A 21171-nucleotide genomic window follows, 5' to 3' on the forward strand; every position below is an offset into this window, starting at 1 on the left:
GTTCTTGCTTAGGGTAAAACCTGGAGACTAAAAGGGAGGTAGGCCCCTTGCTAGATGTAAATAATTTTGAATTCATGAAAATCGGATTGGCTTCACCGGATAAAATTCGTTCTTGGTCGTTTGGTGAAGTGAAGAAGCCAGAGACAATTAACTACCGCACATTAAAGCCTGAAAAAGACGGCCTGTTTTGCGAGAGGATCTTTGGTCCTCAAAAGGATTGGGAATGTCACTGTGGGAAATACAAGCGGGTTCGTTATAAAGGTGTTGTTTGTGATCGCTGTGGTGTGGAAGTAACCAAAGCAAAAGTTCGTCGTGAGCGAATGGGGCATATTGAGTTAGCTGCCCCTGTCTCTCACATTTGGTATTTCAAAGGTATCCCTAGTCGAATGGGGCTAGTGTTAGATATGTCCCCGAGAGCGTTAGAGGAAGTTATTTACTTTGCCGCTTATATCGTGACAGATTCTGGAGACACAGCACTCGAGAAAAAGCAATTGTTATCTGAAAAAGAGTACCGTGCATATCGTGACAAGTACGGAAAGTCATTCCAAGCTCAAATGGGCGCGGAGGCTATCAAGAAGCTATTACAAGATATTGATCTTGAAAAAGAAGTTGATATGTTAAGAGAAGAGTTAAAGACTGCTCAAGGGCAACGGAGAACAAGAGCGATTAAGCGTCTAGAAGTTATCGAGGCATTCCGTAATTCCGGTAATGAGCCTTCATGGATGATTTTAGACGTACTACCGATAATTCCGCCTGAATTAAGACCAATGGTTCAATTGGATGGTGGACGATTTGCTACTTCTGATTTAAATGATTTATACCGTCGTGTTATTAATCGTAACAACCGCTTGAAAAGACTACTAGACCTTGGTGCTCCGAGCATCATCGTTCAAAACGAAAAGCGTATGCTACAAGAAGCTGTTGATGCATTAATTGATAACGGTCGTCGTGGCCGTCCAGTCACTGGACCAGGTAACCGTCCGCTTAAGTCTTTGTCACACATGTTGAAAGGTAAGCAAGGGCGTTTCCGTCAGAATCTACTTGGTAAACGTGTTGACTATTCTGGCCGTTCAGTAATCGTTGTAGGGCCACATCTTAAGATGTACCAATGTGGATTACCAAAAGAAATGGCGGTTGAGCTTTTCAAGCCATTTATCATGAAGGAATTAGTGGAAAGAGGCTTAGCGCACAACATTAAGTCTGCCAAGCGTAAGATTGAAAGACTACATCCAGAAGTTTGGGATGTGTTGGAAGAAGTTATTAAGGAGCATCCGGTTCTACTTAACCGTGCACCAACACTTCACCGTCTTGGTATTCAGGCGTTTGAACCAACATTAGTAGAAGGACGTGCCATTCGTCTTCACCCATTAGTTTGTACGGCATATAACGCCGATTTTGATGGTGACCAAATGGCGGTACACGTACCATTGTCTGCGGAGGCACAGGCAGAAGCACGTATTTTAATGCTTGCAGCTCAAAATATTCTGAATCCAAAGGATGGTAAACCAGTTGTTACACCATCACAAGACATGGTATTAGGTAACTATTATGTAACAATGGAGCGCGCAGGTGCAGTGGGTGAAGGTATGGTCTTTAAAGACTTAAGCGAAGCGATGATTGCTTACCAAAGTGGTTACGTCCACCTGCATACACGGATTGCTGTTCAAGCTTCATCACTTAAAAATGAAACATTTACTGAAGAACAAAGAGGTCAGTTGTTGTTAACAACTGTTGGTAAGCTTATCTTTAATGATATGCTTCCAGAATCTTTCCCGTATATGAATGAACCAACACATGATAACCTAGAAGTTCTTACGCCTGAAAAGTATTTTGTTCCAAAGGGTACGAATGTAAAAGAGGTTATTGCGGAGCGTGAAGTAATTCCGCCATTCAAAAAAGGTATCTTAGGAGATATCATTGCAGAAGTATTCAAACGGTTTAAGATTAGTGAAACATCTAAGATGCTAGATAGAATGAAAGACCTTGGGTTTAAGTATTCAACTAAAGCAGGTATTACTGTTGGTGTATCTGACATTGTTGTATTAGCTGAAAAACAAGAAATCCTTGAAGAGGCACAAACGAAAGTAGATAAGGTGTTAAAACAATTCCGTCGTGGTCTAATCACGGAAGAAGAGCGCTATGACCGAGTTATTTCCATTTGGTCACAGGCTAAAGATGTCATTCAGGATAAGCTAATGAAGACATTAAATCCACGAAACCCAATCTTTATGATGAGTGATTCTGGTGCTCGTGGTAACGCATCTAACTTTACGCAACTTGCTGGTATGCGTGGTCTAATGGCCAACCCTGCTGGTAGAATCATCGAATTACCAATTAAGTCAAGTTTCCGTGAAGGTTTAACAGTATTAGAATACTTTATTTCTACACACGGTGCTCGTAAAGGTCTCGCCGATACTGCACTTAAGACTGCTGACTCAGGGTACCTAACTCGTCGTCTCGTTGATGTAGCGCAAGATGTTATTATCCGTGAAGAGGATTGCGGAACTGACCGAGGTTTAACGGTTCAATCTATTAAAGAAGGAACAGAAATGATTGAACCATTAATCGACCGCCTTATTGGTAGAACTTCCTTTAAAGTTGTAAAGCATCCTGAAACAAGTGATGTTTTAATTAACAAGGATGAAGTGATTACAGAAGATATTGCGAAACAAATTGTCGAAGCTGGCATTGAACAAGTGACTATCCGTTCAGTCTTTACTTGTAACACGAAGCATGGAGCGTGTAAGAAGTGTTACGGACGAAACCTTGCTACTGGTGAAGAGGTAGAGGTTGGGGAAGCGGTAGGAATTATTGCTGCCCAGTCTATCGGTGAACCAGGAACACAGCTGACAATGCGTACGTTCCACACTGGTGGGGTTGCAGGAAGTGATATTACACAAGGTTTGCCACGTATCCAGGAGCTTTTTGAGGCGCGTAACCCTAAAGGTCAAGCTGTGATAAGTGAAATTCATGGTGTTGTTCAAGATATCGATGAAGTGAAAGACAAACAAGAAATTGTTATTCAAGGTGATGTTGAGTCGAAATCTTATACGGCGCCATACGGGGCAAGGTTAAAGGTTTCTATAGGAGATCAAATTTTTGCGGGTCAGGCATTAACAGAAGGTTCTATTGATCCAAAAGAATTACTGAAAATTAGAGGTCTTCAAGGTGTTCAAGAATATCTGTTAAAAGAAGTACAGAAGGTATACCGTATGCAAGGTGTTGAAATTGGCGATAAACACGTAGAGGTAATGGTTCGACAAATGCTTCGTAAAGTGCGTGTTGCTGATTCTGGAGATACCGATGTACTACCTGGATCATTACTTGAAATACACCAATTCAGAGACGCAAATAGAGAGGTTCTTAGAGAAGGTAATCAACCTGCTGTTGGTCGTCCGGTGTTACTTGGTATTACCAAAGCATCACTTGAAACGGACTCTTTCTTATCGGCAGCATCTTTCCAAGAAACAACACGTGTGCTAACAGATGCAGCAATTAAAGGCAAGCGAGATGAGTTACTAGGACTTAAAGAAAATGTAATTATTGGTAAACTGGTACCTGCTGGAACTGGTATGCAAACATATCGAAAGATTACAGCCCAAACAGCAGATGAGGCTAACGGCATCACAGAAGAGCACCTTACAGAGGAAATACCACATTAAGCGTTAGAGTGAATAAAAAACAAGGTGTTTTTAGTGGAAGCAATCCTTGAAAAATAGAATTCTCAAAATTTAAGTTGACATAAAAATTATTGAGTGATACTATATTCAAGGTGCTTCCGTTATCCTTGTTGCTTTGGAGGATATACGAGAATGTCTTATGAAAAAGTAGCACAGGTCAAAACGGGTCTTATTATAGGAACCAAACAAACATTAAAAGCCATCAAAAATGGCGAAGCTGTCGAAGTTATCATAGCTGATGATGCTGATCAGCATATAACTAGTAAAGTATCTCGTCTAGCTAAAGAATATAATGTGCCATGCCAACGAGTGGATTCAAAAAAGAAGCTTGGTCAGGCGTGTGGCATTGATGTGGGTACAGCAGCAGTGGCGATAAAGCAATAAAGTTTTGGCAAATTATTTGCGAAAGCTTTGTTTTTTGCCTTAATATGAACCACCTGGATATGTGGAATTACATCTTAATGATTGAAAGGAGGAAAAAACATGCCTACAATTAACCAATTAGTACGTAAAGGGCGTGTGAGCAAAGGTAAAAAATCCGACTCACCTGCACTTAACAAAGGATATAACAGTTTCAAAAAGTCGCTAACGAATCAATCGTCTCCACAAAAACGTGGTGTGTGTACTCGTGTTGGTACTTTAACACCGAAGAAACCAAACTCAGCACTACGTAAATATGCGCGTGTGCGTTTGACAAATGGTATTGAAGTAACAGCTTATATTCCTGGTATTGGACATAACCTTCAAGAACACAGTGTCGTTCTTATCCGCGGGGGACGTGTGAAGGACTTACCAGGTGTACGTTACCATATTGTACGTGGAGCGCTAGATACAGCTGGAGTAGAAGGTCGTGCTCAAGGTCGTTCTAAATACGGTACAAAGAGACCTAAAAAGTAATAAAACGAATTAGATAATATTAATATGAGAAAGGAGGGGGACATATGCCACGTAAAGGACCAGTACCAAAGCGTGATGTCTTACCAGATCCGTTATATAGCTCTAAACTTGTAACTCGTCTAATCAATCAAATTATGGTTGATGGAAAAAGAGGTAAAGCTCAAAAGATTCTTTATAGAGCATTTGAGTTAGTTCAAGAACGTAGTGGGAAAGACGCAATGGAAGTATTTGAACAAGCAATGAAAAACGTAATGCCTGTACTTGAAGTTCGTGCTCGTCGTGTAGGTGGATCAAACTACCAAGTACCAGTTGAAGTACGCCCAGAACGTCGCCAAGCACTTGGCTTAAGATACATTGTTAACTATTCACGCCTACGCGGTGAAAAAACAATGGAAGAGCGTCTTGCGAATGAAATTCTTGATGCTTCAAACAATACCGGTGCAGCTGTTAAGAAAAGAGAAGACATGCACAAAATGGCGGAAGCTAACAAAGCGTTTGCTCACTACCGCTGGTAATAGAATGCATCACGTCTTGGTGGTTTTCGAGCTCGCCAAAGACATAAGGCTTAAACCTCTATCAAACTTTAAGAAAACCTCATTGTGGCACTTGCCACTAGAGGTTTACTTAGGTTAATAGAGATACATCTAAATAACCTTAACTATTAGGAAGGAGAAATATGCATGCCAAGAGAATTCTCCTTGGAGAAGACACGTAATATCGGTATCATGGCGCACATCGATGCGGGTAAAACTACAGCTACCGAGCGTATTCTTTTCTACACAGGACGTATCCATAAAATTGGTGAAACACACGAAGGTGCTTCACAAATGGACTGGATGGAGCAGGAACAAGAGCGTGGTATTACTATTACTTCAGCTGCCACAACTGCTCAATGGAAAGGTCATCGTATTAACATTATCGATACACCAGGGCACGTGGACTTTACCGTTGAGGTAGAACGTTCGTTACGTGTACTTGATGGTTCTGTAGCGGTACTTGATGCACAATCAGGTGTAGAGCCTCAAACAGAAACAGTTTGGCGCCAAGCAACAACTTACGGTGTCCCACGTATCGTGTTTGTAAACAAAATGGATAAAATCGGAGCGGATTTCTTATATTCAGTTAATTCCTTACATGATCGTTTAGGTGCAAATGCGCATCCTGTACAACTTCCGATTGGTGCGGAAGATGATTTTGAAGGAATTATCGACTTAATCACTATGGAAGCATTCTTCTACTTAGATGATTTAGGTACTCGTGCTGAAGCACGTCCGATTCCTGATGAATATAAAGACCAAGCAGAAGAATATCGCACGAAGTTAGTGGAAGCTGTTGCGGAATTCGATGAAGAATTAATGATGAGATACCTTGAAGGGGAAGAAATCTCTAACGATGAAGTAAAAGCAGCTGTTCGTAAAGCTACGCTTAGCGTTGAATTTTATCCTGTATTCTGTGGTTCAGCATTCAAAAACAAAGGTGTTCAATTGTTAATTGATGGTGTCATTGACTATTTACCTGCACCAACCGACGTGCCTCCAATTGAAGGTATCGTTCCGGGAACAGAAGAGAAAGTTACTCGTAAATCATCTGATCAAGAGCCTTTCTCTGCACTAGCATTTAAAGTTGCGACAGATCCTTTCGTTGGAAAGCTTACATTCTTCCGTGTGTACTCTGGAACACTTCAATCCGGTTCATACGTTAGAAATTCAACGAAAGATAAGCGTGAACGTGTAGGACGTATCCTGCAAATGCACGCTAACCACCGCGAAGAAATTGCTGAAGTTTATGCTGGCGATATCGCGGGTGCAGTTGGTTTAAAAGATACTAGTACTGGTGATACTTTATGTGATGAGAAGAACTTAGTTATTCTTGAATCAATGGAATTCCCTGAGCCAGTAATCTCTGTTGCAATTGAACCTAAATCAAAAGCTGACCAAGATAAAATGTCTGTTGCTTTAGGTAAACTTGCTGAAGAAGATCCAACATTCAAAACGGAAACAAACGTTGAAACGGGACAAACGATTATCTCTGGTATGGGTGAATTACACCTTGATATTATTGTAGACCGTATGAAACGTGAGTTTAAAGTTGAAGCAAATGTTGGTGCACCACAAGTATCTTACCGTGAAACATTCCGTGCATCTGCTGATGTAGAAGGGAAATTCGTGCGTCAGTCTGGTGGTCGTGGACAATATGGTCACGTTTGGATTAAATTTGAGCCAAATGAAGAAGGCGGCGGTTTTGTTTTTGAAAACAAAACAGTCGGTGGTTCCGTACCACGTGAATACATCAGTTCAGTTGAAGCTGGTGTCAAAGAAGCGATGCAAAATGGTGTCTTAGCGGGGTATCCTTTAGTTGATGTTAAAGCGACATTATTCGATGGAAGCTATCATGATGTTGACTCAAACGAAATGGCGTTTAAAGTAGCAGCTTCAATGGCGCTTAAGGCTGCGAAAAACAAGTGTCAACCTGTTCTTTTAGAGCCAATGATGAAAGTTGAAGTTGTTATTCCAGAGGAATATATGGGTGACATCATGGGCGATGTAACTTCTCGTCGTGGCCGTGTGGAAGGTATGGAAGCGCGTGGACCTGCACAAGTAGTTAAAGCGTTCGTACCATTAGCAGAAATGTTTGGTTATGCGACTGCACTTCGTTCTAACACACAAGGTCGTGGAACATATACTATGCATTTTGATCACTATGAAGAAGTACCGAAGAGCATTTCTGAAGAAATTATTAAGAAAAATGCTGGTGAATAATTGATTTTTTTCAAGTTCTGAAGTATAACTTGTATTGTGAGCTTTAGAGAATTTAATAAGTTCTCTCTATGCTTGACATACATTTATTATAAATATAACTTTTTACTTAATTGAAGGAGGAAATATAAATGGGTAAAGCAAAATTCGACCGTACTAAAGACCACGTTAATATTGGTACAATTGGACACGTTGACCATGGTAAAACAACTTTAACAGCTGCAATTACTACGGTACTTTTCAACAAGTATGGTAGAGGTGAAGCTCGTGCATACGATCAAATCGATGGTGCTCCAGAAGAAAGAGAACGTGGTATCACAATCTCTACAGCACACGTTGAGTATGAAACTGACAACCGTCACTATGCACACGTTGACTGCCCGGGTCACGCTGACTATGTTAAAAACATGATCACTGGTGCTGCGCAAATGGACGGAGCTATCCTTGTAGTATCTGCTGCAGATGGTCCAATGCCACAAACTCGTGAGCACATCTTACTATCTCGCCAAGTTGGTGTACCTGCAATCGTGGTATTCCTTAACAAGTGCGACATGGTAGACGACGAAGAACTTCTTGAATTAGTAGAAATGGAAGTACGTGATCTTCTTTCAGAATACGACTTCCCTGGTGACGATGTACCAGTAATTAAAGGATCTGCTCTTCGTGCTCTTGAAGGTGACGAAAAGTACGTTAACGCAATCTATGAATTAATGGAAGCTGTTGATGAATATATTCCAAGACCAGACCGTGACACTGAAAAGCCATTTATGATGCCAGTTGAGGACGTATTCTCAATCACTGGTCGTGGTACAGTTGCTACTGGACGTGTTGAGCGTGGAATAGTTAAAGTAGGTGACGAAGTAGATATCATCGGTCTTGCTGAAGCTCCTAAGAAAACAGTTGTTACAGGTGTTGAAATGTTCCGTAAGCTTCTTGACTATGCTGAAGCTGGTGACAACATTGGTGCACTTCTACGTGGTGTTGCTCGTGAAGATATTAACCGTGGACAAGTACTTGCTAAGCCAGGTACAATTACTCCTCACACTAACTTTAAAGCTGAGGTTTATGTCCTATCTAAAGAAGAAGGTGGACGTCATACTCCATTCTTCTCAAACTACCGTCCGCAGTTCTACTTCCGTACAACTGATGTAACTGGTGTTATCAACCTTCCTGAAGGTGTTGAAATGGTTATGCCTGGTGACAACGTAGAAATGACTGTAGAATTAATTTCTCCAATTGCTATCGAAGAAGGTACTAAATTCTCTATCCGTGAGGGTGGACGTACTGTAGGCGCTGGTGTTGTTGCTACAATCACTAAGTAATAACTAGTTACAAGAGCATTTGAATTGATTAAATCAATTCAGTGCTCTTTTTTTGTGAGGTAAGAAAGTTTAAAAAATCCAAGAATGGATAACATTTAGCGACAGCAACGTCAGGTTTGACCACGGAGCTTTTGCTTTTCTTAGATTAACAAAATTACTGTACGGTTATCTATCAAATATATTCGCACCACCTTAGTATAAATAGCACTTCTTACTGTGATCAAGTTTATATAGAAGAAGACCAACTTTCTTCAGGTGAACACTCACTTATTAATAAAAAACATTTGTTATTAATGTAAACTTTTAAATATAGTTGAAATTAGTATAAAATATTTGTATAATTGCCGATGTGCCTAAAAAAATATTTATCTAGATTGGCTAAAGGGATGAATGTTTAAAAAATACTTGCAATGACTATTATTATTATGTATAATATTTAATGTTGGTCATTAAAAAGGCGATGAAGCGGAAGGTTGTTGACACACCCGGCCCCTTTGCCATGGCGGGGTGTTGAGAAATTTTCGCGGAGAATGTCTATTAAAAAAATGGGCGAAAAGGAGGGAAAATAATGGCAAAAGAAAAGATTAGAATTCGTTTAAAGGCGTATGATCACCGTATTTTAGATCAATCTGCTGAGAAGATTGTTGACACTGCAAAACGTTCTGGTGCTAGTGTATCTGGTCCGATTCCATTACCGACAGAGAAGGCTGTATACACAATCCTTCGTGCGGTACACAAATACAAAGATTCTCGTGAGCAATTTGAAATGCGGACACATAAACGTCTTATCGACATCATTAGTCCAACACCACAAACTGTTGATTCGTTGATGCGTCTTGACTTACCATCTGGTGTGGATATTGAAATCAAATTATAATAGAACTTTTCACTATAGGAGGTGTAACGGATGACGAAAGGAATCTTAGGTCGCAAAGTAGGCATGACTCAACTTTTTTCTGAAGAGGGTGAATTAATCCCTGTAACAGTTGTTGAGGCTGACCCAAACGTAGTTCTTCAAATAAGAACAGTTGAGAATGATGGATATGAAGCAATTCAGTTAGGTTTCGCTGATGTGAAAGAAAGTCGTACAAACAAGCCGGCGAAAGGCCATGCTGAAAAAGCAAGCACGAACCCTAAGCGCTTCATTCGTGAAATCCGTAACGCTAATCTTGATGAGTATGAGGTTGGTCAAGAAGTTAGCGTGGAGATTTTTCAAGTTGGAGACAAAATTGATGTAACTGGTACCTCTAAGGGTAAAGGGTTCCAAGGTGCAATTAAGCGCCACAATCAGTCTCGTGGACCAATGTCACACGGTTCGCGTTACCACAGACGTCCAGGTTCCATGGGTGTAATTGATCCAATGCATGTGTTTAAAGGTAAGAAGTTACCTGGTCACATGGGTAGTGAACAAGTTACAATTCAAAACCTAGAGATAGTTAAAGTGGATACTGAGCGTAATCTTCTACTTATTAAAGGAAATGTTCCAGGTGCAAAGAAATCATTCGTAAAGGTTACGAGTGCAGTAAAGGCTAACTAATCACAAACTGAAGGGAGGATATGTCATGCCTAAAGTAGCACTATATAATCAAGGTGGATCGCAAGTTGGCGATATCGAATTAAATGATGCAGTTTTTGGTATTGAACCAAATGAGCATGTATTACATGATGCAGTAGTGATGCAACAAGCTTCTCGACGTCAAGGAACTCACGCTGTTAAAGGTCGTTCTGAAGTACGTGGTGGAGGTCGTAAGCCGTGGCGTCAGAAAGGTACTGGTCGTGCGCGTCAAGGTTCTATTCGTTCGCCGCAATGGGTAGGTGGTGGAACAGTATTTGGACCAACTCCGCGCAGTTATAGTTATAAATTACCGAAAAAGGTACGCAGATTAGCACTTAAATCAGCTTTATCTTCTAAGGTAAAAGAAGACAGCATTGTTGTTCTTGAAGGATTAGCTTTTGATGCTCCTAAAACAAAAGAAGTTGTTAAATTGTTAGCAGGCTTAAATGTTTCTGAAAAAGCATTAATCGTTACATCTGATAAAGATGAGGTTGTTGCTCGTTCCGCTAATAACCTACCAAACGTTAAAGTATTACCTGTAAGTGAAGTGAATGTACTAGACTTGCTTACGCATGATAAGCTAATTCTTACTAAGGATGCAGCTGAAAAAGCAGGGGAGGTGCTTGCATAATGAAAGATCCTCGTGATATTATTAAGCGCCCAGTTATTACAGAACATTCTGCTGATTTAATGGCAGAAAAGAAATATACGTTTGAAGTAGATACTAGAGCTAATAAGACCCAAATTAAAGATGCCGTTGAAGTTATTTTTGGTGTCAAAGTTGAGCAAGTAAATACGCAAAACCTTAAAGGTAAATTCAAACGTATGGGACGTTATGGTGGTTTTCGTTCAGATCGTAAAAAAGCTATTGTTAAGCTATCTAAAGACAGTAAAGAACTTGAGTTCTTTGAAGGAGTATAATTACTTTAATTAGAGAAGGAGGGACAAAGATGGCGATTAAAAAGTATAAACCAACTTCTAATGGTCGACGTGGTATGTCAGTTTCTGATTTTGCTGAAATCACTACTGATCAGCCGGAAAAATCCTTACTTGCCCCGTTAAGTAAACGTGGTGGACGTAACAATCAGGGTAAATTAACTGTTCGTCATCAAGGCGGTGGACATAAGCGTAAATACCGCATTATCGATTTTAAACGTGATAAAGATGGAATACCAGGACGCGTTGCTACAATCGAGTATGATCCGAACCGTACAGCTAATATCGCGCTAGTTAACTATGCAGATGGGGAAAAGCGTTATATATTAGCTCCAAAAGGATTGCAAGTAGGCAATGAAGTAGTTTCTGGTGAAGGTGCTGATATTAAAATTGGAAATGCACTAACACTTGAAAACATCCCAGTTGGTACAATTGTACACAACATTGAGTTAAAGCCAGGACGCGGGGGACAACTTGCTCGTTCAGCAGGTTCACAAGCGCAAATTCTTGGCCGTGAAGGTAAATACGTTTTGGTGCGTTTAGCTTCTGGTGAAGTACGTTTAGTTCTAGGTACTTGTCGTGCGACAGTAGGTCAAGTTGGTAACCTTGAACACGAACTTATCAATGTCGGTAAAGCTGGACGTTCTCGTTGGAAAGGTATCCGTCCTACTGTTCGTGGTTCTGTTATGAACCCTAATGATCACCCACACGGTGGTGGTGAAGGTCGTGCACCAATCGGTCGTAAATCACCAATGTCACCTTGGGGCAAACCAACACTTGGATACAAAACTCGTAAACGTAATAAGTCAACAGATAAATTTATTGTACGTAAACGTAAAAAATAAACTGGGTTGAATTGGGCGGGAATATTAGCCCGTCTCTCAATCGTAAAGGGAGGTTTATGTATGGGTCGTAGCTTGAAAAAAGGACCTTTCGCAGATGACCATTTGCTTAAGAAAGTTCAGAAGTTAAATGAAGATGACAAGAAACAAGTGGTGAAAACTTGGTCACGTCGTTCCACTATATTCCCTGACTTTATTGGTCACACTATCGCAGTATATGACGGTCGTAAACACGTACCGGTATTTGTTACAGAAGACATGGTAGGCCATAAATTAGGTGAATTTGCACCAACCCGCACGTATAGAGGGCATGCTGGTGATGATAAGAAAACAAAACGCTAAATGAGAGGAGGCACTCTTTATGCAAGCTAAAGCTGTTGCAAAATCTGTTCGAATCGCTCCTCGTAAAGTTCGTTTGGTTGTCGATTTAATTCGAGGAAAACAAGTTGGAGAAGCAATTGCTATATTGAACCACACACAACGTGGCGCTTCGCCAGTTGTTGAAAAGGTACTTCGTTCTGCGGTTGCAAATGCAGAGCACAACTATGAAATGAACACTGACAACTTAGTAGTTTCAGAAGCATTTGTAAACGAGGGCGTAACTTTGAAACGTTTCCGTCCCCGCGCTATGGGACGTGCTAGTCAGATCAATAAAAGAACTAGCCATATTACTGTTGTTGTATCAGAAAAGAAGGAGGGATAATCTGTGGGTCAAAAAGTTAATCCGGTAGGACTTCGTGTTGGCATTATCCGTGATTGGGAATCAAAGTGGTTTGCTGGCAAAGACTATGCAGACTTATTGCATGAAGATATTAAAATTCGTGAATATATAGAACAACGTCTGAAAGATGCTGCTGTATCTAGTATTGAAATCGAACGTGCAGCTAACCGCGTGAACGTCTCTATTTCTACTGCTAAACCAGGTATGGTAATTGGTAAAGGTGGCTCTGAGGTTGAAGCTTTACGTAAATCACTTAACACTTTAACTGGTAAAAGAGTACACATTAACATTGTTGAAGTTAAAAAAGCAGATTTAGATGCTAAATTAGTAGCAGAAAATATTGCGCGTCAACTAGAAAATCGTATCTCATTCCGTCGTGCACAAAAACAAACGATCCAACGTGCCATGCGCGCGGGTGCTAAAGGTATTCGTACGCAAGTTTCTGGACGTCTTGGTGGAGCAGATATTGCTCGTGCTGAACATTATAGTGAAGGTACTGTACCACTTCATACATTACGTGCTGATATCGACTATGGTACTGCTGAAGCAGATACTACGTACGGTAAACTTGGCGTAAAAGTGTGGATCTATCGTGGTGAAGTCCTTCCAACGAAAAACAAAAAGTAAGGAAGGGGGCAAAGCATTATGTTAATGCCTAAACGTGTAAAATATCGTAGACAACATCGTGGTAAAATGAGAGGGAAAGCAAAAGGCGGTACAGAAATTGCTTTTGGTGAATTTGGTTTACAAGCACTTGAAGCATCTTGGATTACAAGTCGTCAAATCGAAGCTGCCCGTATTGCAATGACTCGTTATATGAAGCGTGGTGGTAAAGTTTGGATTAAAATCTTTCCAGACAAACCATATACTGCTAAACCTTTAGAAGTACGTATGGGTTCCGGTAAAGGTGCTCCTGAAGGATGGGTTGCTGTAGTTAAACCAGGGAAAATTATGTTTGAAATTGCAGGTGTTTCTGAAGAAGTTGCTCGTGAAGCTTTACGTCTTGCTTCTCATAAATTACCAGTTAAAACAAAATTCGTAAAACGTGAAGAAATTGGTGGTGAAATCAATGAAGGCTAATGAAATTAGAGAACTAACCACTGCCGAAATTGAACAAAAAGTTAAATCTTTAAAAGAAGAACTTTTTAATCTGCGTTTTCAGTTAGCTACTGGTCAATTGGAAAACACTGCACGTCTTCGTGAAGTTCGTAAATCCATTGCTCGCATGAAAACTGTTGTCCGTGAAAGAGAACTAAGCGTAAATAACTAGTAAACCCGAGAGGAGGTTAACCTCAAATGAGTGAGCGCAATAATCGTAAGGTCTATACTGGTCGTGTAGTATCAGATAAGATGGATAAAACCATCACTGTTATGGTTGAAACGTATAAGTTCCATAAATTATATGGCAAACGTGTTAAGTATTCTAAAAAGTTTAAAGCGCATGATGAGAACAACCAGGCTAAAACTGGTGATATCGTTCGAATTATGGAAACTCGTCCACTTTCAGCAACAAAGCGTTTCCGTTTAGTTGAAGTGGTTGAAGAAGCGGTAATTATTTAATAAAGTTCGCTCGGATTCGATCCGAAGGGAGGTTACAGCGTTATGATACAACAAGAAAGTCGTTTAAAAGTTGCAGATAACTCAGGTGCTCGTGAAGTTCTAACTATTAAAGTTCTTGGGGGATCTGGTCGTAAAACAGCTAATATCGGTGATGTAATTGTTTGTACGGTGAAACAAGCAACACCAGGAGGCGTTGTCAAAAAGGGCGACGTTGTAAGAGCTGTTATTGTCCGTACGAAGAGTGGTATGCGTCGTAAAGACGGTTCTTATATCAAATTCGATGAAAATGCAGCAGTGATTATCCGTGATGACAAGAGTCCTAGAGGTACACGTATTTTTGGACCAGTTGCACGTGAATTACGTGATGCGAAATTTATGAAAATTGTTTCTCTAGCTCCAGAAGTACTATAAGTCGTAAGAAATGCCTTGCAAGGAGGTGCGTCAAGCATGCATGTAAAAAAAGGTGATAAAGTACAAGTAATCACTGGTAAGGATAAAGGCAAGCAAGGAGTAATCCTTGAAGCATATCCAAAGAAAGACCGTGTTCTTGTTGAAGGTGTGAATGTTGTGAAAAAACACGCAAAGCCTTCTCAAGATAATCCACAAGGTGGAATTTTAAATTTCGAAGCACCGATTCATGTTTCTAACGTTATGTTGTTAGATCCTAAATCTGGTGAACCGACACGTGTTGGTTATGAAGTGAAAGACGGAAAGAAAGTTCGTATCGCTAAAAAATCTGGTCAAGCTTTAGATAAATAAACTAGCGACGAAAGGAGGGCTACTCGATGAACGATTTGAAACGTAGATATCAAGAAGAGATTGTTCCATCTCTAGTAGAGAAATTTAAATATGATTCTATTATGGAAGTTCCAAAAGTAGAGAAGATTGTAATTAACATGGGTGTTGGTGATGCAGTCCAGAACTCTAAAGCATTAGATAGTGCTGTAGAGGAGTTAGCGCTAATTTCCGGACAACAACCAATGGTAACAAAAGCAAAGAAATCAATTGCAGGATTCCGTTTGCGTGAGGGAATGCCAATCGGTGCAAAGGTTACTCTTCGCGGTGAGCGTATGTACGAATTCCTTCAAAAGCTTGTTGATGTTTCTCTTCCACGTGTACGTGACTTCCGTGGTATTTCAAATAAAGCTTTTGATGGTCGTGGTAACTATACGTTAGGTGTTAAAGAGCAATTGATTTTCCCTGAAATTAATTATGATCAAGTAAGTAAAGTTCGTGGAATGGATATTGTAATTGTTACAACTTCCAACACAGATGAAGAAGCACGTGAACTTTTAACTCAACTTGGCATGCCTTTCCATAAATAAGCGTCTAAGCTAATAGAAGGAGGGAAAATTGTGGCTAAAAAGTCTATGATCGCGAAACAAAAGCGCAAGCAAAAGTTTAAAGTACAAGAATACACACGTTGTGAACGTTGCGGACGTCCGCACTCAGTATTGCGCAAATTTAAACTTTGCCGTATTTGTTTCCGTGAACTTGCGTATAAAGGTCAAATTCCTGGTGTTAAAAAAGCAAGCTGGTAATCCCCGATTAGGGAAGGAGGTAATGAATAATGGTTATGACAGATCCAATCGCAGATATGCTTACTCGTATTCGTAACGCAAACATGGTTCGCCATGAAAAGCTTGAGCTTCCTGCATCTCAATTAAAGAAGGAAGTTGCGGACATTCTTAAGCGTGAAGGCTTTATTCGTGATTACGAACTTATTGAAGATAATAAACAAGGTGTCCTACGTCTTTTCTTGAAATATGGCGCTAACGAAGAACGTGTAATCACTGGTTTGAAACGTATTAGTAAACCTGGATTACGTGTTTATGCCAAAGCCGATGAGCTTCCTAAAGTTTTAAATGGCCTAGGTATTGCAATTGTTTCTACAAACAAAGGTGTATTATCTGATAAAGAAGCACGCCAACAAGCTGTTGGTGGAGAAGTATTAGCTTACATTTGGTAATGAACATTCACACGATAGGAGGTGCACTGGATGTCTCGTATAGGTTTAAAACTACTAGAAATTCCTGAAGGTGTAGATGTTAAAATTGACGGAAACACTGTTACGGTTAAAGGTCCTAAGGGGGAACTTACTAGAGTTTTCCATGAAGATATGACTGTTAAAGTTGAAGATAACGTTCTAACTGTAGAACGTCCAAGTGATAATAAAGAACACCGTGCATTACACGGAACAACTCGTAGCATCATCGGCAACATGGTCGAAGGTGTGTACAAAGGTTATGAGAAGGCCTTAGATATTCAAGGTGTTGGTTACCGTGCACAAAAGCAAGGTAACAAAGTCGTAATTAACGCTGGTTATTCTCACCCAGTAGAAGTAGAAAACCGCGAAGGAATCGAAATCGATGTACCATCTAACACAAAAGTAATTGTTAAGGGAATCGATAAAGAATTAGTAGGTGCTGTTGCTGCGAACATTAGAGCGATTCGTCCACCTGAACCTTACAAAGGAAAAGGTATCCGTTACGAAGGCGAACATGTACGTCGTAAAGAAGGTAAAACTGCTAAGTAATATAACAATAACGTTAAGCAAGGTTAGTTAGGGAACAGAAAGGAGTGACCTAGATGATCACAAAGCCTGATAAGAACGTTGTACGTAAGAAAAGACATTTACGTGTACGTAAAAATCTTTTTGGAACAGCTGAACGTCCACGTTTAAATGTGTATCGTTCAAACAAGCATATTTACGCACAACTTATTGATGATATTAATAATACAACAATCGTAAGTGCTTCTACTGTAGACAAAGATTTTAACCTTGATTCTACTGGTAATATAGAAGCTGCACAAAAAGTCGGTGAGTTAATCGCGGCTCGTGCAAAAGAAAAAGGACACAAATCAGTAGTGTTTGACCGCGGAGGATATTTGTATCACGGACGTGTTAAAGCACTTGCAGATGCTGCTAGAGAAGCAGGTCTTGAATTTTAATCGTAAAAGGAGGGACACATTTTGCGTACAAACATTGACCCAAATAAATTGGATCTTGAAGAACGTGTAGTAACGATCAATCGTGTTGCTAAAGTTGTAAAAGGTGGACGTCGTTTTCGCTTTGCTGCACTTGTAGTAGTCGGAGATAAAAATGGTCACGTTGGATTTGGTACTGGTAAAGCACAAGAGGTACCAGATGCTATTAAAAAAGCAATCGATGATGCAAAGAAAAACCTAATTAATGTACCAATCGTAGGTACTACTATTCCACATGATATTACTGGAGAATTCGGTGCAGGAAACATTTTGTTAAAACCGGCTTCTGAAGGTACTGGAGTTATCGCTGGTGGTCCTGTTCGTGCCGTACTTGAGCTTGCTGGTGTTGGTGATATCCTTTCTAAATCATTAGGATCAAATACACCAATTAACATGGTTCGTGCAACAATTAACGGACTTAGTGAGTTAAAGCGTGCAGAAGAGGTTGCTAAATTACGCGGCAAATCAGTTGAAGAACTGTTAGGATAAGGAGGGAAATCACATGGCTAAACAGTTAGAAATTACCCTCAAGCGCAGTATAATTGGTAGATCTGAAGTACAAAAGGCTACTGTTAAGACGTTAGGTTTAAGAAAGATTAATCAAACAGTAGTTCGTGAAGATAATCCTGCTGTCAGAGGCATGGTTAATAGAGTTTCACACTTAGTTGCTGTTAAAGAAGTTTAATATTTAAAAGCGTAAGAGGAGGTGCTCGCATGAAACTTCATGAATTGAAGCCATCACAAGCTCGCAAAAAACGTAATCGTGTAGGACGCGGAATGTCTTCTGGTAACGGTAAGACATCAGGGCGCGGTCAAAAGGGTCAAAACTCTCGTTCAGGTGGAGGAGTTCGTCCTGGATTTGAAGGGGGACAAATGCCTTTATTCCAACGTCTGCCTAAACGTGGTTTTACAAACATTAACCGTAAAGATTTTGCGATCGTAAATTTAGATGCTTTAAATAAATTTGAAGACGGTACAGAAGTAACACCAGAATTATTGATTGAAACAGGTGTAGTTAGTAAGCTTAAATCAGGTGTGAAAATACTTGGTAACGGAGCTATAGAAAAGAAACTTACCGTTAAAGCTCATAAGTTCTCTGCTTCTGCTAAAGAAGCAATCGAAGCAGCGGGCGGTCAAACTGAGGTGATTTAATGTTTCGTACAATCTCCAATTTTGTGCGCGTGAGAGACATTAGGCAAAAAATTGTATTCACCTTGTTAATGTTAATCGTCTTTAGATTAGGTACGTTTATTCCAGTACCGTTTTCTAACCGAGAAGCAATTAATTTTATGAATGAACAAAGTGTATTTGGTTTCTTAAACACATTTGGCGGTGGTGCATTAAAGAACTTCTCTATCTTTGCGATGGGAATTATGCCATACATCACTGCTTCCATTATTATGCAGCTATTGCAGATGGATGTTGTGCCCAAGTTTACCGAATGGAAAAAGCAAGGGGAAGTGGGTCGTAAAAAGCTTGCCCAAATCACGCGTTATGGAACGATTGTGTTAGCCTTCATTCAAGGCGCTGCCATGTCTGTCGGCTTTAATGCGATGACAGGCGGACAATTGATTGAGGACCCGGGCTTTGGAAAGTTCTTCGTAATTGCAGTTGTATTGACAAGTGGTACAGCATTTCTTATGTGGCTTGGGGAACAAATTACTTCAAATGGAGTAGGAAATGGTATTTCTATTCTAATCTTTGGTGGAATTGTTGCTGCAATACCAAATGGTGTTAACCAATTGTTTGAACAATATTTCGGTGGTAATGTAGGCGATACATTGTTCATAAACATTGTTATTGTAGCTTTAATCATTTTGGTTGTTCTTGCAGTTGTTGTTGGAGTTATCTTTATTCAACAAGCACTGCGGAAAATACCAATTCAATATGCAAAAAAAATACAAAACAGAAGTCCGGTTGGTGGTCATTCGACACATCTACCATTAAAGGTAAATGCTGCAGGGGTTATCCCAGTAATCTTTGCCATATCCTTTATTGTTGCCCCTAGAACAGTTGCAGGCTTTTTTGAAGGAAATCGGTTCGCTGAAGTGATCACCTACGTGTTTGATTATACACAGCCAATCGGGATGGCGATTTATGTAGCATTAATTATTGCCTTCACTTATTTCTACACATTTGTTCAAGTAAATCCTGAACAGATGGCCGAAAACTTGCAAAAACAAGGTGGGTATATACCGGGTATTCGTCCAGGTAAAAACACTGAAACATATTTAACACGTGTGATGTACCGGTTGACTTTTGTAGGGTCCTTATTCCTTGCGGCGATTTCAGTACTCCCGTTAATATTGGGTAGTGCGGCTAATCTACCACAAGCTGTAAGAATCGGGGGAACTAGTTTACTCATTGTTGTTGGGGTAGCCTTACAAACAATGAAACAACTAGAAAGCCAACTTGTGAAGAGACATTACAAAGGGTTTATTAAGTAATAACTAGAGAGAGAGCGCAAACTGATTTCGTAGATGAAATGAGAGCGAGGGGAATTACGGTGAATTTAATCCTAATGGGTCTCCCTGGTGCTGGTAAAGGTACACAGGCAGAAAAGATAGTTGAAAAATATCAGATCCCTCATATCTCAACAGGAGATATGTTCCGGTTAGCGATAAAAGAAGGAACAGAGCTTGGTAAGAAAGCAAAAGGATTCATGGATCAAGGTGAACTTGTTCCTGATGAGGTAACCATTGGTATTGTTAGAGAGCGTTTGAGTAAAGCTGATTGTGCAAAAGGATTTTTATTGGATGGGTTTCCTCGTACAATTGCTCAAGCAGAAGCATTGGAAAACCTTTTAACTGATATGAACCAAACAATTGATTATGTGCTCCACGTTGATGTTCCTAAAGATCAACTTGTTGAACGGTTAACTGGACGTAGAATTTGTCCTACTTGTGGCGCGACCTACCATGTTGTTTATAATCCCCCTAAACAAGAGGGGATTTGTGACAGAGATGGGTCTGCACTGATGCAAAGGGATGATGACAAACCTGCAACAGTTACAAAACGTTTAGAAGTCAACTTAGAACAAACAGAACCAATGCTTGATTTTTATCAGGATAAAGGATATCTTGTGACTATCAATGGTGCAAAAGACATTAATCAAGTGTTTGAGGATATTGATGATAAACTTGGAGACTTAGCTTAATGATTATTTGCAAAACACCACGAGAAATAGAAGTGATGCGAGTAGCAGGTAAAATTGTTGCAATGACACATCAACATCTAAAATCGTATATACTTCCTGGGATAACAACACTAGAATTGGATAACATTGCTGAGGAATTCATTCGAAGCATGGATGCAATTCCTTCGTTTAAAGGGTATAATGGTTTTCGTGGTAGTATTTGCACTTCCGTTAATGAAGAACTTGTTCATGGTATTCCTAGTGGGCGTACATTGAAAGATGGCGATATACTAAGCATTGACATCGGTGCAAAGTATCAGGGCTTTCATGGAGACTCTGCTTGGACATATCCAATTGGAACAGTAAATCAACGTACGGATGATTTGCTACAAGTGACTGAGACCGCATTGTTTAAAGGTCTTGAAGAAGCAAAACCAGGTGTTCACCTTTCAAATATATCGCATGCCATTCAAACCTATGCCGAATCAAGGGGCTATAGTATTGTGAGAGAGTACGCAGGCCATGGAGTTGGTAAAGAACTTCATGAAGACCCAATTATTCCTCATTATGGTCCACCAAATAAAGGGCCACGTTTGAAACCAGGCATGGTTTTAGCCATTGAACCAATGGTGAATGCAGGAAGTCGTCATGTCAAAACACTTGCTGATAATTGGACGGTTGTCACCCAAGATGGTAAGATGTGTGCTCATTTTGAACATACGATTGCCATAACAGAAGAAGGTTATCAGATATTAACAATAACCTAAGGTGAAGGTGA

The 21171-nt window shown here is 40.1% G+C and carries 30 protein-coding genes; all 30 read left to right on the plus strand.

The window, feature by feature from the left end; all coding sequences use genetic code 11:
- The first annotated feature begins 47 nt into the window (after positions 1-47).
- A complete protein-coding gene (gene rpoC, locus NC799_RS12895; protein WP_272446856.1) occupies positions 48-3662 on the plus strand; it encodes a DNA-directed RNA polymerase subunit beta' in 3615 nt (1204 codons plus the stop codon).
- A 150-nt stretch (positions 3663-3812) separates the two neighbouring features.
- On the plus strand, positions 3813-4064 hold the full coding sequence (locus NC799_RS12900) for a 50S ribosomal protein L7ae-like protein (RefSeq protein ID WP_272446857.1): 252 nt from the start codon (positions 3813-3815) through the stop codon (positions 4062-4064).
- 99 nt (positions 4065-4163) lie between these two features.
- Positions 4164-4577, plus strand: coding sequence for a 30S ribosomal protein S12 (gene rpsL / locus NC799_RS12905; RefSeq protein WP_117155609.1), 414 nt, complete (start codon positions 4164-4166; stop codon positions 4575-4577).
- A 44-nt stretch (positions 4578-4621) separates the two neighbouring features.
- Positions 4622-5092: a 30S ribosomal protein S7 gene (rpsG, locus tag NC799_RS12910; protein ID WP_272446858.1), complete on the plus strand. Its 471-nt coding sequence runs from the start codon at positions 4622-4624 to the stop codon at positions 5090-5092.
- Between the two features lie 165 nt (positions 5093-5257).
- Complete coding sequence (fusA, locus tag NC799_RS12915) at positions 5258-7336, plus strand: elongation factor G (RefSeq protein WP_272446859.1); 2079 nt, start codon at positions 5258-5260, stop codon at positions 7334-7336.
- A 128-nt stretch (positions 7337-7464) separates the two neighbouring features.
- The gene (gene tuf, locus NC799_RS12920; RefSeq protein WP_272446860.1) at positions 7465-8655 is read left to right on the plus strand and encodes an elongation factor Tu; all 1191 of its coding nucleotides are present in this window, start codon (positions 7465-7467) and stop codon (positions 8653-8655) included.
- Between the two features lie 568 nt (positions 8656-9223).
- Positions 9224-9532 carry a 30S ribosomal protein S10 gene (gene rpsJ, locus NC799_RS12925; protein WP_272446861.1) on the plus strand — a complete coding sequence of 103 codons (309 nt, stop codon included), beginning with the start codon at positions 9224-9226 and terminating at the stop codon, positions 9530-9532.
- A 30-nt stretch (positions 9533-9562) separates the two neighbouring features.
- Positions 9563-10192, plus strand: coding sequence for a 50S ribosomal protein L3 (gene rplC, locus NC799_RS12930; protein WP_272446862.1), 630 nt, complete (start codon positions 9563-9565; stop codon positions 10190-10192).
- 25 nt (positions 10193-10217) lie between these two features.
- Positions 10218-10841 (plus strand): 50S ribosomal protein L4, encoded by a 624-nt coding sequence (gene rplD, locus NC799_RS12935; protein WP_272446863.1) that lies wholly within the window; start codon positions 10218-10220, stop codon positions 10839-10841.
- Positions 10841-11131 carry a 50S ribosomal protein L23 gene (rplW, locus tag NC799_RS12940; protein ID WP_272446864.1) on the plus strand — a complete coding sequence of 97 codons (291 nt, stop codon included), beginning with the start codon at positions 10841-10843 and terminating at the stop codon, positions 11129-11131. The genes rplD and rplW overlap by 1 nt, the downstream gene beginning before the upstream one ends.
- A gap of 29 nt (positions 11132-11160) precedes the next feature.
- Positions 11161-11991, plus strand: a complete 831-nt coding sequence (gene rplB, locus NC799_RS12945) for a 50S ribosomal protein L2 (protein WP_272446865.1) — start codon at positions 11161-11163, stop codon at positions 11989-11991.
- Between the two features lie 60 nt (positions 11992-12051).
- Positions 12052-12330, plus strand: a complete 279-nt coding sequence (rpsS, locus tag NC799_RS12950; protein WP_272446866.1) for a 30S ribosomal protein S19 — start codon at positions 12052-12054, stop codon at positions 12328-12330.
- Between the two features lie 19 nt (positions 12331-12349).
- Positions 12350-12691, plus strand: a complete 342-nt coding sequence (gene rplV, locus NC799_RS12955; RefSeq protein ID WP_272446867.1) for a 50S ribosomal protein L22 — start codon at positions 12350-12352, stop codon at positions 12689-12691.
- A 3-nt stretch (positions 12692-12694) separates the two neighbouring features.
- Positions 12695-13336, plus strand: coding sequence for a 30S ribosomal protein S3 (gene rpsC, locus NC799_RS12960; protein ID WP_272446868.1), 642 nt, complete (start codon positions 12695-12697; stop codon positions 13334-13336).
- 18 nt (positions 13337-13354) lie between these two features.
- Positions 13355-13789: a 50S ribosomal protein L16 gene (rplP, locus tag NC799_RS12965; protein WP_272446869.1), complete on the plus strand. Its 435-nt coding sequence runs from the start codon at positions 13355-13357 to the stop codon at positions 13787-13789.
- A complete protein-coding gene (gene rpmC / locus NC799_RS12970; RefSeq protein ID WP_017473656.1) occupies positions 13779-13979 on the plus strand; it encodes a 50S ribosomal protein L29 in 201 nt (66 codons plus the stop codon). Before rplP ends, rpmC begins: the two co-directional genes overlap by 11 nt.
- Positions 13980-14005: 26 nt before the next feature.
- Positions 14006-14269, plus strand: coding sequence for a 30S ribosomal protein S17 (rpsQ, locus tag NC799_RS12975; RefSeq protein ID WP_143891646.1), 264 nt, complete (start codon positions 14006-14008; stop codon positions 14267-14269).
- A gap of 42 nt (positions 14270-14311) precedes the next feature.
- Positions 14312-14680, plus strand: coding sequence for a 50S ribosomal protein L14 (gene rplN / locus NC799_RS12980; RefSeq protein ID WP_272446870.1), 369 nt, complete (start codon positions 14312-14314; stop codon positions 14678-14680).
- A 36-nt stretch (positions 14681-14716) separates the two neighbouring features.
- Positions 14717-15028 carry a 50S ribosomal protein L24 gene (gene rplX, locus NC799_RS12985; RefSeq protein WP_272446871.1) on the plus strand — a complete coding sequence of 104 codons (312 nt, stop codon included), beginning with the start codon at positions 14717-14719 and terminating at the stop codon, positions 15026-15028.
- Between the two features lie 26 nt (positions 15029-15054).
- Positions 15055-15594, plus strand: a complete 540-nt coding sequence (rplE, locus tag NC799_RS12990; protein WP_272446872.1) for a 50S ribosomal protein L5 — start codon at positions 15055-15057, stop codon at positions 15592-15594.
- Between the two features lie 30 nt (positions 15595-15624).
- Positions 15625-15810, plus strand: coding sequence for a type Z 30S ribosomal protein S14 (locus tag NC799_RS12995; RefSeq protein ID WP_026569056.1), 186 nt, complete (start codon positions 15625-15627; stop codon positions 15808-15810).
- 29 nt (positions 15811-15839) lie between these two features.
- Positions 15840-16238, plus strand: coding sequence for a 30S ribosomal protein S8 (rpsH, locus tag NC799_RS13000; protein WP_272446873.1), 399 nt, complete (start codon positions 15840-15842; stop codon positions 16236-16238).
- Between the two features lie 30 nt (positions 16239-16268).
- Entirely contained in the window at positions 16269-16805 is a 537-nt protein-coding gene (gene rplF, locus NC799_RS13005; protein WP_272446874.1) for a 50S ribosomal protein L6, read from the plus strand.
- Between the two features lie 53 nt (positions 16806-16858).
- The gene (gene rplR / locus NC799_RS13010) at positions 16859-17221 is read left to right on the plus strand and encodes a 50S ribosomal protein L18 (protein WP_272446875.1); all 363 of its coding nucleotides are present in this window, start codon (positions 16859-16861) and stop codon (positions 17219-17221) included.
- Positions 17222-17242: 21 nt separating this feature from the next.
- Positions 17243-17746 (plus strand): 30S ribosomal protein S5, encoded by a 504-nt coding sequence (gene rpsE / locus NC799_RS13015; RefSeq protein ID WP_272446876.1) that lies wholly within the window; start codon positions 17243-17245, stop codon positions 17744-17746.
- Between the two features lie 13 nt (positions 17747-17759).
- Positions 17760-17942, plus strand: a complete 183-nt coding sequence (rpmD, locus tag NC799_RS13020) for a 50S ribosomal protein L30 (RefSeq protein ID WP_272446877.1) — start codon at positions 17760-17762, stop codon at positions 17940-17942.
- Between the two features lie 29 nt (positions 17943-17971).
- Positions 17972-18409 carry a 50S ribosomal protein L15 gene (rplO, locus tag NC799_RS13025; RefSeq protein WP_272446878.1) on the plus strand — a complete coding sequence of 146 codons (438 nt, stop codon included), beginning with the start codon at positions 17972-17974 and terminating at the stop codon, positions 18407-18409.
- A complete protein-coding gene (gene secY / locus NC799_RS13030; RefSeq protein WP_272446879.1) occupies positions 18409-19704 on the plus strand; it encodes a preprotein translocase subunit SecY in 1296 nt (431 codons plus the stop codon). The genes rplO and secY overlap by 1 nt, the downstream gene beginning before the upstream one ends.
- A gap of 59 nt (positions 19705-19763) precedes the next feature.
- Positions 19764-20414 (plus strand): adenylate kinase, encoded by a 651-nt coding sequence (locus tag NC799_RS13035; RefSeq protein ID WP_272446880.1) that lies wholly within the window; start codon positions 19764-19766, stop codon positions 20412-20414.
- Positions 20414-21160: a type I methionyl aminopeptidase gene (gene map, locus NC799_RS13040; RefSeq protein ID WP_272446881.1), complete on the plus strand. Its 747-nt coding sequence runs from the start codon at positions 20414-20416 to the stop codon at positions 21158-21160. The genes NC799_RS13035 and map overlap by 1 nt, the downstream gene beginning before the upstream one ends.
- Positions 21161-21171 lie beyond the last annotated feature (11 nt).

It is taken from the genome of Aquibacillus salsiterrae (assembly GCF_028416595.1).
GTDB lineage: Bacteria > Bacillota > Bacilli > Bacillales > Amphibacillaceae > Aquibacillus_A > Aquibacillus_A salsiterrae.

Bases quoted from the DNA above. Each gene is read 5' to 3' on its own strand.
- rpsH (WP_272446873.1), top strand. From the start codon at position 15,840: ATGGTTATGACAGATCCAATCGCAGATATGCTTACTCGTATTCGTAAC.
- rpsG (WP_272446858.1), top strand. From the start codon at position 4,622: ATGCCACGTAAAGGACCAGTACCAAAGCGTGATGTCTTACCAGATCCG.
- rpsQ (WP_143891646.1), top strand. From the start codon at position 14,006: ATGAGTGAGCGCAATAATCGTAAGGTCTATACTGGTCGTGTAGTATCA.
- tuf (WP_272446860.1), top strand. From the start codon at position 7,465: ATGGGTAAAGCAAAATTCGACCGTACTAAAGACCACGTTAATATTGGT.
- rpsL (WP_117155609.1), top strand. From the start codon at position 4,164: ATGCCTACAATTAACCAATTAGTACGTAAAGGGCGTGTGAGCAAAGGT.
- rplF (WP_272446874.1), top strand. From the start codon at position 16,269: ATGTCTCGTATAGGTTTAAAACTACTAGAAATTCCTGAAGGTGTAGAT.
- rpsS (WP_272446866.1), top strand. From the start codon at position 12,052: ATGGGTCGTAGCTTGAAAAAAGGACCTTTCGCAGATGACCATTTGCTT.
- rplE (WP_272446872.1), top strand. From the start codon at position 15,055: ATGAACGATTTGAAACGTAGATATCAAGAAGAGATTGTTCCATCTCTA.
- rpsJ (WP_272446861.1), top strand. From the start codon at position 9,224: ATGGCAAAAGAAAAGATTAGAATTCGTTTAAAGGCGTATGATCACCGT.
- rplX (WP_272446871.1), top strand. From the start codon at position 14,717: ATGCATGTAAAAAAAGGTGATAAAGTACAAGTAATCACTGGTAAGGAT.
- secY (WP_272446879.1), top strand. From the start codon at position 18,409: ATGTTTCGTACAATCTCCAATTTTGTGCGCGTGAGAGACATTAGGCAA.
- rplC (WP_272446862.1), top strand. From the start codon at position 9,563: ATGACGAAAGGAATCTTAGGTCGCAAAGTAGGCATGACTCAACTTTTT.
- rpmD (WP_272446877.1), top strand. From the start codon at position 17,760: ATGGCTAAACAGTTAGAAATTACCCTCAAGCGCAGTATAATTGGTAGA.
- rplN (WP_272446870.1), top strand. From the start codon at position 14,312: ATGATACAACAAGAAAGTCGTTTAAAAGTTGCAGATAACTCAGGTGCT.
- rplO (WP_272446878.1), top strand. From the start codon at position 17,972: ATGAAACTTCATGAATTGAAGCCATCACAAGCTCGCAAAAAACGTAAT.
- fusA (WP_272446859.1), top strand. From the start codon at position 5,258: ATGCCAAGAGAATTCTCCTTGGAGAAGACACGTAATATCGGTATCATG.
- rpmC (WP_017473656.1), top strand. From the start codon at position 13,779: ATGAAGGCTAATGAAATTAGAGAACTAACCACTGCCGAAATTGAACAA.
- rplP (WP_272446869.1), top strand. From the start codon at position 13,355: ATGTTAATGCCTAAACGTGTAAAATATCGTAGACAACATCGTGGTAAA.
- rplD (WP_272446863.1), top strand. From the start codon at position 10,218: ATGCCTAAAGTAGCACTATATAATCAAGGTGGATCGCAAGTTGGCGAT.
- NC799_RS12900 (WP_272446857.1), top strand. From the start codon at position 3,813: ATGTCTTATGAAAAAGTAGCACAGGTCAAAACGGGTCTTATTATAGGA.
- map (WP_272446881.1), top strand. From the start codon at position 20,414: ATGATTATTTGCAAAACACCACGAGAAATAGAAGTGATGCGAGTAGCA.
- rplB (WP_272446865.1), top strand. From the start codon at position 11,161: ATGGCGATTAAAAAGTATAAACCAACTTCTAATGGTCGACGTGGTATG.
- rplW (WP_272446864.1), top strand. From the start codon at position 10,841: ATGAAAGATCCTCGTGATATTATTAAGCGCCCAGTTATTACAGAACAT.
- rplV (WP_272446867.1), top strand. From the start codon at position 12,350: ATGCAAGCTAAAGCTGTTGCAAAATCTGTTCGAATCGCTCCTCGTAAA.
- rplR (WP_272446875.1), top strand. From the start codon at position 16,859: ATGATCACAAAGCCTGATAAGAACGTTGTACGTAAGAAAAGACATTTA.